Below are 15,638 nucleotides of genomic sequence, written 5' to 3'. Positions count from 1 at the left end.
TTACGGCGCCGACCTTTCGGCTGCCTCATTCACTATCCCTGCTGCATCCTCCAGTTCGGCCAGCGTCGTATACCGGCCGAAGCCGATTCGCACCGATCCACGCGCCTCGGCGTCTGACAGGCCGAGTGCGCGAAGCACATGGCTAGGCCGCCCGGACCCACTTGCGCAAGCGCTGCCAAGCGAAAAAGCGACATTGCGGCAATCGGAGAGCAATCTTGCGCCGTCGACTCCCGCCCGGCGGAGGTTCAGATTGCCATGATAGCGCCGATCCGCGCTGCCGTTGAGCGTCCATCGGGAAAAGAGGGCGCGGGCGGCTGTCCAGAGCGATTCGACATGGGCGCTGTCGGTTTCCGCGCGCTCGCGCATCAGACGGGCGGCAGCGCCGAAACCCGCGCAGAGGGCAGGCGACAGGGTGCCGGAACGCAGGCCCCCTTCCTGTCCGCCGCCATGGATGATGGGGGTCAGGGTCACGCCATCCCGCAACCAGAGCGCGCCAATGCCCTTGGGCCCATGGATCTTGTGGGCACTGATCGCGATCATGTCGCATGAGTCCGGGATGGGCACGCGGCCATAGCCCTGCACCGCGTCGCACAGGAACAGCGCGCCCGCCCTATGCGCGAGGTCCGCGAGCTCGGCGATGGGCTGGATGACACCGATCTCATTGTTCACCAGCATCGCCGCGACCAGCGCCACGCCGGGGCGGATGGCCCTGGCGGCTTCGTCCAGGTCGACGAGGCCGTCGGTGCCCACGGGGAGGATGGTGATGTCGCGCCCTGCCCTGCCCTGTGCCTCGACCGTGTCGAGGACGGCGGCATGTTCCGTCGCGATGGTGACGATGCCGCCGGGCGGGGCGCCCTGGATCGCCATGTTCAGCGCCTCGGTGGCGCCGGAGGTGAAGAGGAGACGGCCGCCTTCGGGCAGGAGCTTGAGGATTTCGGCGCGGGCGATTTCCACCTGCGCGGTGACGGCACGGCCCAGGCGGTGCGGGCTGTGGGGGTTGGCGAACTGGTCGCGGAGCAGCGGGACCATGGCGTCAAAGGCTTCGGGCGCAAGAGGCGTGGTCGCCTGATAATCGAGATAGACGGTCATCGGGCGCGGGCCGCCATGCGGGTCCATTGGGCGATGAAGCGATCCATGTCGGCTTCGCAGGTGCCGGGGCCGAAACTGACGCGGATGACTTCGCCCGCCTGCGCTTCGTCCCAGCCCATGGCGTGGAGCACGTGGCTGGTCTTGAGCGAGCCGGAGGAACAGGCGCTGCCCGCCGAGACGGAAATGCCCACAAGATCGAACTGGATGAGTTGGGCGCGCGCGGAGACGCCGGGCATACGGTAGCTGGCGATGGTCGGGATGCGCGGCGCATCACGGGCGACGATCTGGCCGCCCGACGCTTCGATCGCGGCATCGAGTCTGGCGCGGAGGGCAGCGGCCCGGGGAAGCCAGTCGGTGCGGGCTTCGAGCGCCGCGGCCATGGCTAGAACGGCCGGAAGATTCTCGGTGCCTGCGCGATAGCCCTGTTCCTGACCGCCGCTGGCATGGATGAGGGCGAGATCCTTGATGAGCAGCGCGCCTATGCCCGGAGGACCGCCGAACTTGTGCGCGCTGATGGCGATCATATCGGCGTCGGGGAGCGGGAGCTTGGCGGCGCTCTGCGCGCAGTCGGCAAAGAGGATCGTGCCCTGACGATCCATTTCCTTCAGGGGCTGGATGACGCCGGTTTCGTTGTTGACGTGCTGGACAGCGAACAGTGCCTCATCCAAAGGGCGACCGAAGGCGATGCGGCCTTCCGTCGTCACGTTCAGCCTTTCGGCTCGTGGGGTGACGCGCAGGACCGAATCATGCTCCACCGGCGAGGTCAGGATGCGCTTCGCCTTGGCGCGGGTCAGGCCGATGGCGATGGCTTCGCTGGCGCCGGAGGTGAAGATGATCGGCCCGTCCCACCCCAGCGCACCGCCGATCCGGCGGCGGGCATCCTCCAGCGCGGCGCGGGCGGCCCTGCCGTCGCCATGCGGGCTGGAGGGGTTGGACCAGCTTTCCAGCGCCGCGACCATCGCGGCCTTCGCCTGGGGCAAGATGGGCGTGGTGGCGGCATGATCCAGATAGAGACGGTCGGAAGTGCGGCCCAAGAAACACTCATTGATTGCGGAAATGGTGGCGACTTCTATATAGGCGGTCTGTCGCGCAGCGCCAGCATATGATGCTGCGCCGTCTCCATTCGCGGCTCGCCCTGTTTTGGGGTTGGGCCGCCCAGAACCATAACAGGTGCCATGCCCGACGTAATCTTTCCCGGTCCCGAAGGTCGCCTCGAAGGCCGCTTCAGTCCCCCGCCCCGCCCCCGCGCACCGGTCGCGATGATCCTGCATCCCCACCCCCAGGGTGGCGGCACGATGAACGACCGCATCACACAGGCGCTCTACAAGACCTTCGTGCGGCGCGGTTTCGCGGTGTTGCGGTTCAACTTCCGCGGCGTAGGGCGCAGCCAGGGCACGTTCGACAACGGCATTGGCGAACTGTCCGATGCCGCCGCCGCGCTCGATTGGGTGCAGAGCTTCCATCCGGAGGCGCAGACGACATGGATCGCCGGCTTCTCCTTCGGCGCGTGGATCGGCATGCAGTTGCTGATGCGGCGGCCGGAAATCCGGGGCTTCATCTCGGTCGCGCCGCCGGCGAACATGTATGACTTCTCCTTCCTGGCGCCCTGCCCTTCCTCGGGCATCATCGTGCAGGGGACGGCCGACGAGGTCGTGACCGCCAGCGCCGTGCAGAAGCTGGTCGACAAGCTGCGCACCCAGAAGGGCATCACCATCCATCATGACGAAATCCGTGGCGCGAACCACTTTTTCGAGCATGAGCTGGAGCAGTTGATGAAGTCGGTCGACAATTATCTCGACATGCGGTTGTCGCCGGATTCGCCGATCCGTTGAGTTCGGCCGGGATTTAAGAGAATGAGGGGCTGCTGCGGCGGCCCCTTTTCTTTTGCGGCGCGGCAAGCAGATATTGAAGCGCCGAAGAAAATTCGCGCTTGGCCTGAAAGATCAGCCGCCTTAGCGGCGCCCGGCATGAGCGAACCAAAGAATGACGTCCGCCTGATCTGGAGCCGCTATTACAGCGCCTTCATTCCTGCACCGGCAGGGCCGGGCTTTCTGGACCGGTTGAAGGCGGCGAGCGGAGCCATTGGCGGGATCGCCGTCACCGGCCTGCTCTGCGGATTGATGCTGGGGAACGGGATCGCCCATCCGCTGCTGGTGGCGCCGATGGGCGCTTCGGCCGTGCTGCTCTTCGCTGTTCCAGCCAGTCCGCTGGCCCAGCCCTGGCCGGTCCTTGGCGGCAATGTGGTATCGGCATTGGCTGGGATCACCGTGGCGAAGCTGATCTCCGATCCGACGATCGCGGCCGCGCTGGCGGTCGGATTCGCGATTGGAGCCATGTCGCTCTTCCGTTGCCTTCATCCCCCGGGCGGCGCGATTGCGCTATCGACGGTGCTGGGCGCCACCCATGGCGCGCCAAGCTACCTGTTCGCCTTCATACCGGTGGCGGTGAACACGGCGCTGCTCGTGGCCGTTGCGATCCTGTTCCATCGCATGGTGGGGCATAATTACCCCCATATCGTGTCGAAGGCGCCCAGTCCCCACGACACGAGCGACCCCGCTCCCCTGCTGCGCACGCCGTCGGAGCAGGATGTCGAGGAAGCACTGCGCGCCTATGGCGAGGCACTGGACGTCGATGCCGCCGACTTACAGGCCGTCCTGCACGATGCGGAGATGCGCGCAGCCGAGCGGACCCATGGCCGGCTGCGTTGCGGCGAGATCATGTCGCGCGACGTGATCTCCGTACGGGAAGGCCAGCCGGTGGCCGAGGTGCGGGAATTGCTCCATGACCGGCGGCTGCTGTCCTTGCCGGTGCTGGACAATGGCGGGCGCGTGCATGGCGTGGTGGGCCCGCTGGACCTCGCACGACAGGGTGAGCGCGCGCGTGACATCGCTTCGGCACCTTATGTCGTGCATGTCGATACGCCGGTGGCGGCTCTGCTGCGTCCCTTGACGGGTGGAAAGCGGCGCGAGGCGATCGTGGTGGATGACGACCGGATGCTGCGCGGCCTCATCACCCAGACCGATCTGCTGACCGCCTTGGCACTCCGGGTTTAACGGCCGCCGTTTTCCAGCATGGGAAGATCCGGGCCGGGAATGGCGGTGATGGCGACATTGGCGAACATCACCAGCCCCGCGACGATCATCAATGTACCACGCTTGCGGTCGCGTTTCTTCACGACGGCGTAGATGCCGCCCCCGGTCAGCGCCATGCCCGCCAGCATCAATATGGATAAAATCGTGCCTGCCATGAGGCAGGCCATAGGTTGGCAGGTGGACGGTGGCAATATTGCAGCGCACCCCCTAATAGGCGCGAGAACGAATCACCTTTTGCGTGACAGGACAACTTAGCCGTGAAAATAGCCCTCGCTTCCGATCACGCCGCCGTCGATCTGAAGGCGGAACTCGCAGACTGGCTGCGCTCCGAAGGCCATGAGGTCGATGACCTGGGTCCGGCAACCGCGGACCGCGTGGATTATCCCGATTTCGGTTACAAGCTGGCGACAGCCATGGCATCGGGCGCCGCCGAGCGTGGCATTGCGCTGTGCGGATCGGGGATCGGTATTTCGATCGCCGTCAACCGCAACCCCGCCTGTCGTTGCGCACTGGTTTCGGAACCTCTGTCGGCGGCGCTCTCACGCGAGCATAATGACGCCAACGTCCTTGCCCTGGGCGCGCGCCTGACTGGCGTGGACATGGCCAAGGCCTGCGTCGCCGCCTTTCTTTCCACCGAATTCGGCGGTGGCCGCCATGCTGGCCGCGTCGAGAAACTGTCCCAGCCTGCGCTGTAAGGAGACTTTGCATGAGCACAGCCACCCTCTCCCCCCTGTCCGAAATCCGTTCGGAAGGCTATTTCACGCGCAGCCTGGCCGATGCCGATCCGGCGGTCTTCGCGGGCGTCACCAGGGAACTGAAGCGCGAGCAGAACCAGATCGAACTGATCGCTTCGGAAAATATCGTGTCCAGGGCGGTGCTGGAGGCGCAGGGTTCGGTCTTCACCAACAAGTACGCCGAAGGCTATCCGGGCAAGCGTTACTATCAGGGCTGCGCGCCGTCGGACGAGGTCGAGCAACTGGCCATCGACCGGGCGAAGCAGATCTTCAACTGCGGCTTCGTCAATGTGCAGCCCCATTCGGGCGCGCAGGCGAACGGCGCGGTGATGCTGGCGCTGACCAAGCCGGGCGACACCATCATGGGCCTGTCGCTCGACGCCGGTGGCCACCTGACGCATGGCGCCAAGCCCGCGCTGTCGGGCAAATGGTATAATGCCGTGCAATATGGCGTGCGCGAGGACACGCATGTCATCGATTATGACGCTCTGGAAGCGCAGGCGATCGAGGCCAAGCCGACCCTGATCATCGCTGGCGGTTCGGCCTACCCGCGTCACCTCGACTTCGCGCGGTTCCGCGCGATCGCGGACAAGGTGGGTGCGCTGCTGATGGTCGACATGGCGCATTTTGCAGGGCTGGTGGCCGGTGGCGCGCATCCCACCCCCTTCGGCCATGCCCATGTCGTGACCACCACCACGCACAAGACCCTGCGCGGTCCGCGTGGCGGCATGATCCTGACCGATGACGAAGCCATCGCGAAGAAGATCAATTCGGCGGTGTTCCCCGGCCTTCAGGGCGGGCCGCTGATGCATGTGATCGCGGCGAAGGCGGTGGCTTTCGGCGAGGCGCTGCGTCCCGAATTCAAGACCTATGCCCAGGCGATCGTCACCAATGCCCAGGCGCTGGCGGGCAAGCTGGAGCAGCGCGGCTTGGCCGTGGTGTCCGGCGGCACCGACACGCATCTGGCGCTGATCGACCTGCGCCCCTATGGCATTTCGGGCAAGGATGCGGACGAGGCGCTGGAGCGCAGCTTCATCACCTGCAACAAGAATGGCGTGCCGGGCGACCCGTTGCCGCCGACCAAGACCAGCGGTATCCGCGTGGGTTCCCCCGCGGGAACGACGCGCGGGTTCGGAGTGGCGGAATTTGAAGCCATTGGCGACATGATCGCGGACGTTCTGGAAGGGCTGCGCGATCATGGTGAGCATGGCGACGCCGCCGTGGAAGCCAATGTGCGCGAGCGCGTGTCGGCCCTCTGCGCCCGTTTCCCGATCTACGAAGGGTAAGACCGCTTGCGCTGCCCTTTCTGTGCCCATGACGACAGTCAGGTGAAGGACAGCCGCCCGACCGAGGATGGTGCCGCCATCCGCCGCCGGCGGCAGTGCGAAGCCTGCGGCGCGCGCTTCACCACATTCGAGCGGATACAGCTCCGCGACATATGGGTGGTGAAGAGCGAGGGGCGCAAGGAAGCGTTCGACCGCGACAAGCTGGCGCGCTCCATCGGGATTGCCTGCCGGAAACGGCCGATCGATCCCAGCCGTCTGGAAAAGCTGATCTCCGGCATCCAGCGGCAATTGGAAACCAGCGGCGACGGCGAAGTCCCGGCGCGGGCGATCGGCGAGATGGTGATGGAGGGGCTGAAGCGCCTCGACAGCGTCGCCTATATCCGCTTCGCCAGCGTCTACAAGGATTTCACCGACGCACGGGATTTCGAGGATTTCGCCTCGACCGTGAAGGAAGTCGGCAGTGACTGAGGCTGCGGCCACGCCGCCCGTCATCGTTCTGGTTCGGCCCCAGCTCGGCGAGAATATCGGCAAGGCGGCGCGGGCCATGCTGAATTTCGGGCTGACCGAAATGCGGCTGGTGTCGCGCGGGATGGCTGGCCCAATCCCGATGCGGGGCCTTCCGCGGCTGGTGCCGATGTGGTGCTGGACAAGGCCGAGGTTTTCGAGACGCTGGCCGATGCGGTGGCCGATTGCGCCCATGTCTATGCGACGACGGTGCGCAAGCGGGGCGTGACCAAGCCGGTCGTGACGCCGGACGAGGCCGCAAGGGAAATCCATGCCGCTTCCGGGCGCTGCGCCTATGTGTTCGGGCCGGAACGGTCGGGGCTGGAGACCGAGGATGTCGCGCTCGCCCGCAAGATCCTGACCGTGCCGATCAATCCCGAATTCGGGTCGCTCAATCTGGCGCAGGCGGTGATCCTGTGCGCCTATGAATGGTCGAAACAGGCCGGGCTGGAGCAGCCGACCGTGGTCGATCTGGGCGAACCGGCGCCACAGGCGGAACTGGAGGGGATGATCGGGCAGTTCGAGACATTGCTCGAAGGCGCCGGCTATTTCTTCCCGCCCGACCGTGCGCCCGCAACCAAGCGGACACTGCGCAACCTGCTGACCAAGCCGGGCTGGAACCATCTGGAGGTGCGGACCTTGCGCGGCGTCCTGTCGGCTCTGGGCAATCCGCGAGCCCGCTAAAGGTCGAACGATGCGCCAGGGCTCCTGCCCTCGCGCACGTCAGCCCTTGAGGCTGTCGAACTCCGCCATCTCATAAGCGATCGAAGCTTCGACCAATCGATCCCACAGCTCGGCAATCACGTCGGCGGGGGCACCGAGCCGTTCGGCTTCGGCGCGGACATTTTCGATGACCTCAGCCTTGCGGGGCTCGTCGCGCACGGCCGCGCGTGCCGGCTTGATCCGGGCGGCGGCGCGCATATGGGCGAAGCGCTGGTCGAGCAGCGCGACAAGCTGACGGTCGATTTCGTCCACCCCTGCGCGGACTTCGGCCATGGTGGTATAGCTTTCGGGATTCATGGCCCCGCTGACTAAGCCCGGAAACAAGCCCTGTCGAGGGTTGACATGGCGTCATCGCTTCGTCATAGGCGCCGCTTCGCGATTGGCCCCGCATCCCGGTGAAGCGGTGGCCCTGCCCCCTTGCGGCAAGCAGGCGATGACCGGGAACAACGTAGTTAGCAAATCGAAGGATGGAATATGTCGAAGCGTTCCAGCGCGAAGTACAAACTCGACCGCCGCATGGGCGAGAACATCTGGGGTCGCCCCAAGAGCCCGGTCAACAAGCGTGAATATGGCCCCGGCCAGCACGGCCAGCGCCGCAAGGGCAAGATGTCCGACTACGGCATCCAGCTGCGCGCCAAGCAGAAGCTGAAGGGCTATTACGGCGACATCACCGAGAAGCAGTTCAAGAAGAGCTACATCGAGGCCGCCCGCATGAAGGGTGATACCGGTCAGAACCTGATCGGCCTGCTCGAGCGCCGCCTGGACGCCGTGGTCTATCGCGCCAAGTTCGCGCCGACCATCTTCTCGGCCCGCCAGATCGTTTCGCACGGCCACATCTATGTGAACGGCGTGAAGTGCAACATCGCCAGCCGCCTGGTGAAGCCTGGCGACGAGATCACCCTGGGCAAGAAGGCGCAGGAAATGGCGCTGGTCCTGGAAGCGCAGAGCCTGCCCGAGCGCGACATCCCCGACTATGTGTCGCCCGATGGCGCCGCCAAGGTCACCTATGTCCGCGTTCCGTCGCTGGACGAAGTGCCCTATCCGGTGAAGATGGAACCCAATCTGGTCGTCGAATTCTATTCGCGCTGATCGGCGGCGAATATCGAAACAGGGAAAAGGGGCGGTCCCATCGGACCGCCCCTTTCTTTTTTTGCCGGTCAGGGGTTGGCGGGCGGCAGGTGAAGGGCGTCGCGCAGGAAGCGGTCGGCACGGTCGAGCATCTGGCTTCGCACCTGACCATCGACCAACTGATGGTCCAGCCCCTTATATTCGACCAGTTCGACCGACTTCCCCTTGCCGCGCAGCCGCGATGCCATCAGGCGGGATTCGGACACGGATACATTCTGGTCGAGATCGCCGTGGAACAGAAGGACCGGCGCGGCGAAGACATCGGCGTGGCGCGCGGGCGAACCAGCCTGCGCCACCGACAGATCACCGAACATCGCCTCCAGCGTGCCGGGGCTGAGATCGCTTTTCCATTCGGCCTGCAGGTCGCCAAGGTCCGTCACAGGAGCGATGGCGACGATCGCCTTGAAGAGTTGCGGATCCACCACCGCGGACTGAAGCGCGGCATAGCCGCCATAGGACCAGCCCACGATCGCCAGCCGGGACGGCGCCGCAATGCCCTGCCCGATCAGCCATTTGCCCGCATCGTTGATGTCCCCGATCGATTGCTGCCAGGATTTGAACCCGCTGCCGCCCAGCCATTCCGTCCCGAAGCCCGTCGAACCACGGAAATTGGGCTGAAGCACGGCATAGCCCTGATGCGCGAAAAACTGGGCCAGCCAGTCGAAGCCCCATTCGTCCCGCGCCCAGGGACCGCCATGCGGCATGACGATCGCCGGCAGCCCCTTGCCATCGCTGCCGGGCGGCAGGGTCAGATAGGCGGGAATGGCTGTGCCGTCCGACGCCGGAAAGCTGATCGATCGGACCGGGGACAGCTTGTAGCTCCCTAATGCGGCCTGCATCGGGGCGATCTCTGCCAATTGCCTGGTCTGCTTGTCGAACAGATAATATTTGCCGGGATCGACGTCGCTGGTGGCCAGCAGGACCAGCTTGCTCTCATCCTCGCTACTGTCGACAAAGGTGACGAGCGGCGCATCGGGAAGCGCCTTTGCCAGGGCCGCGGCGAATTTCTTGAGCTCCGGATCGAACATCACCGAATGGCGGCGGTCCGTGACCCAACTGACGCCGACCACGCGCCGATGGCGGCCGATGCGGATCAGATCGTCGACATCGACACCGGGCTGCTCGAACACGAGTTCCTTCTTCATGCTGCCGTCCAGGCTGATGCGATAGATACCCTCCCGGCCGTTCACCGCCTCGCTGCCATAGACGACGTCCAGGGCGGGATCGACAGAAGCGGCCTGGAACCCGCTGGCGACGATGCCGGAAACCGATTGCGTCGAAAGCGGCAGCCATTCCCGGCTGTCCTTCTTGCGATAGAAATAATCATAGCGATGACCGCCATAGCCCATATTCGTCGTCGGACGCGTCACCATGATGCGGACATTGCCATGGCCGTCGGTGATGTAGTTTACCGCATTGCCACGCGGCGGCTCGACCGCGGTACGGGCCAGGCTATGCGTATTCACCCGCTCTACGCCAAGCCCCTTGCGTTGATCGGCGTTCAGCTTGCCCGTAGTCGTTTCCGGCAGATAATAGCGGTCCATCAGAACCGTATCCTCTCCATCCTTGCCCCAGTCGATGATGTCGCCGCCCGCCAGGACGAAGCCCAGCTGATCGGAACGGCCGCGCGCGCTGACTATCTTGAGTTCGCCGCCATCGGCATCGACTGCCAGCATCCGCGTCCATCCACGCTTTTCGCCATAGATCGAACTGATCATGTAGGCGTTGCAGACGATCCTGCTGTTGTTCGACCAGGCGCAGCCGAACAGCCGGTCTTCCTTGCCGTCCGACACGAGTACCGGCTTGGGTTCGGCACTACCGTCGGCGCGGACGACGGACACGACCGAACCGCGCCCCGCCAGCGGTTCGACCAATGCCAGCGACCTTCCATCGGGCGAGATGCTGACATCGATGACCGGACGCGATCCGAAAGCCTTGGCGGCATCGCTTTGCGCATGGGCCGGCGCGGCAAGTGCAACCAATGGCAAATAATTCAGAAACTTCAATTGCATGAAAACTCCCCCCAATGGGGGTCAGAAATATATACGATCGTAAAACTGTCAACGACCCATGCTTGCCGGGCCCGTCGCGGGGTGTCATCATCGCACCGGTCCCCCTGTCGAGGTTCCCCCGATGCGCTTGTCCTTCACCCAGATCACGCTGCCACTCGTCACGCTGTCCTGCGCCCTGTCCGCCTCCGCCGCGTCATCCGCCGATGGCCCTTCGATCGACACGATGAAGGAGGTGGTGAAGGAAATCTCCTCCGACGCCTATGAAGGGCGGGCGCCGGGAACCGTGGGTGAGGAAAAGACGCTCTCCTATCTGGTCCGGCGGTTCGAGGCGCTGGGGCTGAAGCCCGGCAACAAGGGAAGCTGGTTCCAGGACGTGCCGCTGGTCGAGATCGATGCGAAGAATGTGTCGCCGCTCCGTTTCAGCGGCGGAAAGACAGTGGTTTCCGCGGATTATGGGCCGGAAATGGTCATCGCCACCTATCGCACCGGCCAGTCGCATATCGAGATCAAGGATAGCCCCGTGGTCTTCGTCGGCTATGGCATCAACGCGCCGGAGAAGAAGTGGAACGATTATGCCGGCGTCAATGTGAAGGGCAAGACGGTCGTCATCCTGGTGAACGATCCCGACTATCAGAACCCGACGCTGCGCGGACCGTTCAGCGGACGGGCAATGACCTATTATGGCCGCTGGACCTACAAGTTCGAGGAAGCGGCGCGGCAGGGCGCGACGGCGGCGATCATCGTGCATGACACGGTGCCCGCCGCCTATGGCTGGAATGTCGTGCAGTCGAGCTGGACCGGGGCGCAGCATGTCGCGGACAGTGCCAATGGCAATGCCGATCAGTCCGCCGCGATCGGCTGGATGCAGAAGGACAAGGCGGCGGCGCTGATGGCGAGCGCGGGGCTGAACCTCGACACGCTGATGGCGGCGGCGAAGAAGCGCGGATTCAAGGCGATGCCGCTCAAGGGCGTGAAGGCCAGCGTCTCCTTCGACAATGCCGTTCGCAAGCATAGTTCGAAGAATGTCGTGGCGCTGCTGCCCGGCAAGACGCGACCTGACGAATATGTGCTCTACGCCGCGCATTGGGACCATCTGGGCCATTGCAAGGCGGCACCGGACGGGGATGACATCTGCAATGGCGCCATCGACAATGCCACCGGAACGGCGGCGCTGGTGGCCCTGGCGGAGGCGAACATGAAGGCCGGGCCAACCGATCGCAGCCAGGTCTTCCTGGCGGTGACGGCGGAGGAATCGGGGCTGCTGGGGTCGGCCTATTATGGCAATCATCCGGTCTTCCCGCTGGGACAGACGGTGGGCGGCGTCAATATGGACGCGCTCAGCATGGCGGGGGTAGCGAAGAATGTCGTCGTGATCGGCAAGGGCAAGTCGCAGCTCGACGCTTATCTGGACAAGGCGCTGGCCGCGCAGAAGCGGGTCGCCAGTCTGGAGCCCACACCGGAAAAGGGCTTCTATTACCGCTCCGACCATTTCAGCTTCGCCAAGCATGGCGTGCCGATGCTCTATTTCGAGGGTGGGCAGGATCTGGTGAAGGGAGGCCCGGCTGCGGGCGCCAAGGCGGCCAAGGATTATGAGGAGCATCGCTATCACGGCCCCAAGGACGAATATGATCCCAAATGGGACTGGAGCGGCGTGAAGGCCGACCTCAAGCTTTACTATGATGTCGGGCGGGCGCTGGCCAACACGACCGACTGGCCCAATTGGATGCCGGGCGACGAGTTCCGGGCTATCCGTGACAAGAGCCGGGCGGGGAAGTAACGGTTTTCGGGCATTTTTTGGGGAAACACGCCCCGAAGTTCACACTGTATGCGCGCGCGTGGCTGCGCGCGCATGTGCGTGAGGGCGCGATTGGCCGGACGTTTCAAAGAGCGATGCGGAGATAGGTCGGGCGGCGCGGAATAGGACAGGCAGAATTCCGCCTCGTTGGAGAAATAGGATGCTTTTTGAACCACTTGTTGCCAATTTGACACGCATCATGAGCGCCAGGTTCCCGTTGATGATCCTATCGGTGGAGGGTCTTAAGGCGACAAGTTTCAGGCGTTCACAAAAGCCAAGTCATAGACCATCGACAGTGAAAATCTTTCCCCAGTCTTCGGCCAGTGCTTCAAGTTCGAGGGTGCGGTAGGCCGCGTGGTCCGATAGGCACATATCGCGAGCGAAGCGGTGGAAAGTGCCACCCTCGCTTAACGCTGCCTGCATTTCACAGTCAGTGCTATTCCAAGCATCCCAGTGCGGGAGTGTCAGGATTTCCGTGTGCGGGCGGGCGGTTGATCATCAGGCCGCCATGGCTCTGATGAAACGTTCGCCGAAGATCACGGCAAATTGCGCCTTCGCCATGGTCCACTCACGTGGTGGCATCTTCCACTCTTTCTCCGACCGATTCAAGATCAGATAGAGCAGCTTGGTGGCGGCCTCGTCGCTGGGGAAGTGTCCCCTGGCCCTGACAGCCCGCCTGAGCTTCGAGTTCAAAGCTTCGATCGCGTTCGTGGTGTAGATGATCCGGCGGACCTCGTCGGGGAACGCAAAAAACGGGATCACCTCGCCCCAGGCGCGCCGCCAGCTCTGGCCGATGGCGGGATAGCGCTGCCCCCAAGGGCCAGCCTCAAATGCCGTCAGCGCCTTTTCGGCGGCATCCGCGTCGGTGGCACGGTAAATCTCCTTAAGCGCGCTGGCGAGGTTCTTGCGGTCCTTCCAGGAGACGAAGTCCATCGAGTTGCGCAGCAGGTGAACGATGCAGGTCTGGACGATCGCATCGGGGAACACTGCGGTGATCGCATCGGGAAAGCCCTTCAGGCCGTCAACGACGGCCAGCAGGATGTCTTCGACGCCACGGTTGCGAAGCTCGTTCATCACCCGAAGCCAGAACTTGGCACCCTCATTCTGCTCGAGCCACAGGCCGAGCACCTCCTTTGCGCCGTCGGCGCGGACGCCCAGCGCAATGTGGATCGCCTTGTTGCGCACCATGCCCTCGTCGCGGATCTTGACCCGGATCGCGTCGAAGAAGACCAGTGGGTAAACCGGATCGAGCGGCCGCTGCTGCCAAGTGGCGACCTCATCGAGCACGGCGTCGGTCACCGTGCTGATCAAATCGGGTGAGACGTCGATGCCGTAAAGATCGTGCAGGTGCCTGGTGATCTCGCGGGTGCTCATGCCGCGCGCGTACATCGACACGATCTTGTCGTCGAAGCCGGGAAAGCGGCGTTGATACTTGGCGATCAACTGCGGGTCGAAGCTCGACTGGCGATCGCGCGGTACGTCGATCGCCAACTTGCCGGTGTCGGTCATTACCGTCTTCCGACCGTAGCCGTTGCGCATGTTGCCGGCGCCGTCTTCGCCAGCGAGGTGGTGATCCATCTCCGCATTCAGGGCACGCTCTGTCAGCGCCTTCTTCAGCGAATCGAGCAGACCGCCCTGCTCGAAGGCGGCACTGGCAGCGCCGCCCGCCAAAAGCTGATCGAGAAGCTCATTCGGTATGGCAGGCTCTTTGCGTCGAGACATAGTGGGACTCCCTTTTTACCCATTATGCCCGCCCGCACACGGAAATCCTGACAGTCCCCCCAGTGCTTTTCACTCTCAGCTAACAGAGCAATGAGCCGGTCTGGCGAATGAAAGTTCGCAGAAACCTGTTGCGCGGCCATAAGTTGCTTTGCAACTGTCGCGCGCCGAGCTTCCCACGCCAAACGGGAAAATGTCGCACAATCGTTCATCGCTCTCTGATAGGTTCCATGCTCATTTTCACAGATATCTAATGCGCGGCGCACACAGCCCAGGGGATCAGAGAGTGCGCGGCGTGCCTCTGTAAGACACTCCCCGACTACTGCCTTGGCGCTGGCACGGCCATAGTCGTCTATCCATCTGTCAGGGTTGGTGGCCAAAGCCGCAACGAGCAATCCAACAGCCACGCTCATGAATGCCCCCTACTTCACTATGGTAGGTTGCATTATCGACACATAAGCGGCCAGTCCGCAATCCACCCAAATCAGCCATTCCTCATAATGCCTCTGGAATGCGTAGCGCGATCCTGTAGAGGGCGCGGTGGATACCCCGCAAACAGGAGCCAAGCCCATGACTTTCCGTATGCCAGCCGAATGGGCGCCGCATGACTGGACCTGGATCGGCTTTCCCACCAATCCCGATGAGTGGCCCGGCGCGTTCGACGAGGCCCGGCGGCAGATCGCGGATTTCGCCAGTGCGCTCCATGCCGGGGGCAAGGGCGAGGACGTGCGGCTGGTGTGCGCCCAAGAGAGCGATGCGGAGGTCGCGCGCGGGCTGGTGGCGCCGGGCGTCTCCATCGTCGTCCAGAAGCTGGGCGATGTCTGGCTGCGCGACACGGCGCCGATCGCGGTGAAGCGGGGCGCGGAGCGGGCGCTGGTGGATTTCGGCTTCAATGGCTGGGGCGGCAAATATCAGATGCCGGGCGACGAGGATATCGGGGCGCGGCTGGCGGCGATGACGGGGCTGCCGACTTCCACCCAGCATTGGGTGTTCGAAGGGGGAGCGGTCGATACCGACGGCACCGGGCTGTTCGTGACGACCGAGCAATGCCTGCTCCATCCCAACCGCAACCCCGAACTGGACCGGGGGAAGATCGAAACATTGCTCGCCGGATCGCTGGGGCTTTCCGACATGCTGTGGCTGGGCGATGGGCTGCTGAACGACCATACGGACGGCCATGTCGACAATCTGGCGCGCTTCGTGGCGCCGGGCGTGCTGGCTTTGCCTGAAGCGAGCACCGACGACGATCCCAATGCGGCGATCTATGCCGATGCGCGGGCGCGGGCCAAGGCCTTCGGGGTCGAGGTGGCGGCGATCCCCTCCCCCGGCCGCGTGGTCGTGGACGGAGAAATCATTCCGGCGAGCTACATGAATTTCACTATCGGCAATGCCGCCGTCATCGTGCCCATCTATGGCCAGCCCAATGATCAGGCAGCTCTGGATGCGTTCAAACCCTTCTTCCCCGGCCGGGAGATTGTCGGATTGCGCAGCGATGCGATCCTGTCGGGTGGCGGCAGCTTCCATTGTTGCAGCCAGCAGATGCCGTCGGCCTGAAT

General features: G+C 64.0%; 14 protein-coding genes and 1 pseudogene. 9 read left to right on the top strand and 6 right to left on the bottom strand.

Translation table 11 applies throughout. From position 1 onward, the window contains the following. Positions 1-1,089 (bottom strand): cysteine desulfurase family protein, encoded by a 1,089-nt coding sequence (locus YP76_RS06215; RefSeq protein ID WP_157035685.1) that lies wholly within the window; start codon positions 1,087-1,089, stop codon positions 1-3. Further along, positions 1,086-2,123 (bottom strand): cysteine desulfurase family protein, encoded by a 1,038-nt coding sequence (locus YP76_RS06210; protein WP_046762753.1) that lies wholly within the window; start codon positions 2,121-2,123, stop codon positions 1,086-1,088. Before YP76_RS06210 ends, YP76_RS06215 begins: the two co-directional genes overlap by 4 nt. Positions 2,124-2,264: 141 nt before the next feature. On the opposite strand from YP76_RS06210, the gene YP76_RS06205 reads away from it, so the two are divergent. Next, positions 2,265-2,921, top strand: a complete 657-nt coding sequence (locus YP76_RS06205; RefSeq protein ID WP_046762752.1) for an alpha/beta hydrolase — start codon at positions 2,265-2,267, stop codon at positions 2,919-2,921. Positions 2,922-3,056: 135 nt separating this feature from the next. Further along, the gene (locus tag YP76_RS06200; protein ID WP_046762751.1) at positions 3,057-4,142 is read left to right on the top strand and encodes an HPP family protein; all 1,086 of its coding nucleotides are present in this window, start codon (positions 3,057-3,059) and stop codon (positions 4,140-4,142) included. Here YP76_RS06200 and YP76_RS06195 read toward each other — a convergent pair. Then, a complete protein-coding gene (locus YP76_RS06195; RefSeq protein ID WP_046763248.1) occupies positions 4,139-4,336 on the bottom strand; it encodes a hypothetical protein in 198 nt (65 codons plus the stop codon). The genes YP76_RS06200 and YP76_RS06195 overlap by 4 nt on opposite strands. Positions 4,337-4,438: 102 nt before the next feature. Here YP76_RS06195 and rpiB point away from each other — a divergent pair, with 102 nt between their 5' ends. The 4 genes and pseudogenes from rpiB to YP76_RS06175 form a co-directional block, all read left to right on the top strand. Further along, on the top strand, positions 4,439-4,876 hold the full coding sequence (gene rpiB, locus YP76_RS06190; protein ID WP_046762750.1) for a ribose 5-phosphate isomerase B: 438 nt from the start codon (positions 4,439-4,441) through the stop codon (positions 4,874-4,876). Between the two features lie 11 nt (positions 4,877-4,887). After that, positions 4,888-6,201 carry a serine hydroxymethyltransferase gene (gene glyA, locus YP76_RS06185; protein ID WP_046762749.1) on the top strand — a complete coding sequence of 438 codons (1,314 nt, stop codon included), beginning with the start codon at positions 4,888-4,890 and terminating at the stop codon, positions 6,199-6,201. A gap of 6 nt (positions 6,202-6,207) precedes the next feature. Beyond that, complete coding sequence (nrdR, locus tag YP76_RS06180) at positions 6,208-6,669, top strand: transcriptional regulator NrdR (protein WP_013040447.1); 462 nt, start codon at positions 6,208-6,210, stop codon at positions 6,667-6,669. Positions 6,670-6,676: 7 nt separating this feature from the next. After that, positions 6,677-7,389, top strand: a pseudogene (locus YP76_RS06175) (RNA methyltransferase); the annotation flags it as partial. Positions 7,390-7,428: 39 nt separating this feature from the next. Here the strand turns inward: YP76_RS06175 and YP76_RS06170 are convergent. Further along, a complete protein-coding gene (locus YP76_RS06170; protein ID WP_046762748.1) occupies positions 7,429-7,725 on the bottom strand; it encodes a chorismate mutase in 297 nt (98 codons plus the stop codon). Between the two features lie 177 nt (positions 7,726-7,902). Between YP76_RS06170 and rpsD the strand changes: the two genes are divergently transcribed. Further along, a complete protein-coding gene (gene rpsD, locus YP76_RS06165) occupies positions 7,903-8,517 on the top strand; it encodes a 30S ribosomal protein S4 (protein WP_046762747.1) in 615 nt (204 codons plus the stop codon). A 68-nt stretch (positions 8,518-8,585) separates the two neighbouring features. Here the strand turns inward: rpsD and YP76_RS06160 are convergent, their stop codons facing one another. Continuing rightward, the gene (locus YP76_RS06160; protein WP_046762746.1) at positions 8,586-10,568 is read right to left on the bottom strand and encodes an alpha/beta hydrolase family protein; all 1,983 of its coding nucleotides are present in this window, start codon (positions 10,566-10,568) and stop codon (positions 8,586-8,588) included. A gap of 121 nt (positions 10,569-10,689) precedes the next feature. On the opposite strand from YP76_RS06160, the gene YP76_RS06155 reads away from it, so the two are divergent. Further along, complete coding sequence (locus YP76_RS06155) at positions 10,690-12,345, top strand: M28 family metallopeptidase (protein ID WP_046762745.1); 1,656 nt, start codon at positions 10,690-10,692, stop codon at positions 12,343-12,345. Positions 12,346-12,861: 516 nt separating this feature from the next. Here the strand turns inward: YP76_RS06155 and YP76_RS06150 are convergent. Next, positions 12,862-14,085, bottom strand: a complete 1,224-nt coding sequence (locus YP76_RS06150; RefSeq protein ID WP_014082638.1) for an IS256-like element ISSpwi2 family transposase — start codon at positions 14,083-14,085, stop codon at positions 12,862-12,864. Between the two features lie 567 nt (positions 14,086-14,652). Between YP76_RS06150 and YP76_RS06145 the strand changes: the two genes are divergently transcribed. Further along, positions 14,653-15,636, top strand: coding sequence for an agmatine deiminase family protein (locus YP76_RS06145; RefSeq protein WP_046762744.1), 984 nt, complete (start codon positions 14,653-14,655; stop codon positions 15,634-15,636). Positions 15,637-15,638: the final 2 nt, after the last annotated feature.

The sequence above is a fragment of the Sphingobium chungbukense genome, assembly GCF_001005725.1.
In the GTDB taxonomy this organism is placed as follows: domain Bacteria; phylum Pseudomonadota; class Alphaproteobacteria; order Sphingomonadales; family Sphingomonadaceae; genus Sphingobium; species Sphingobium chungbukense.
This window is presented reverse-complemented; position numbering and strand designations above follow the sequence as displayed.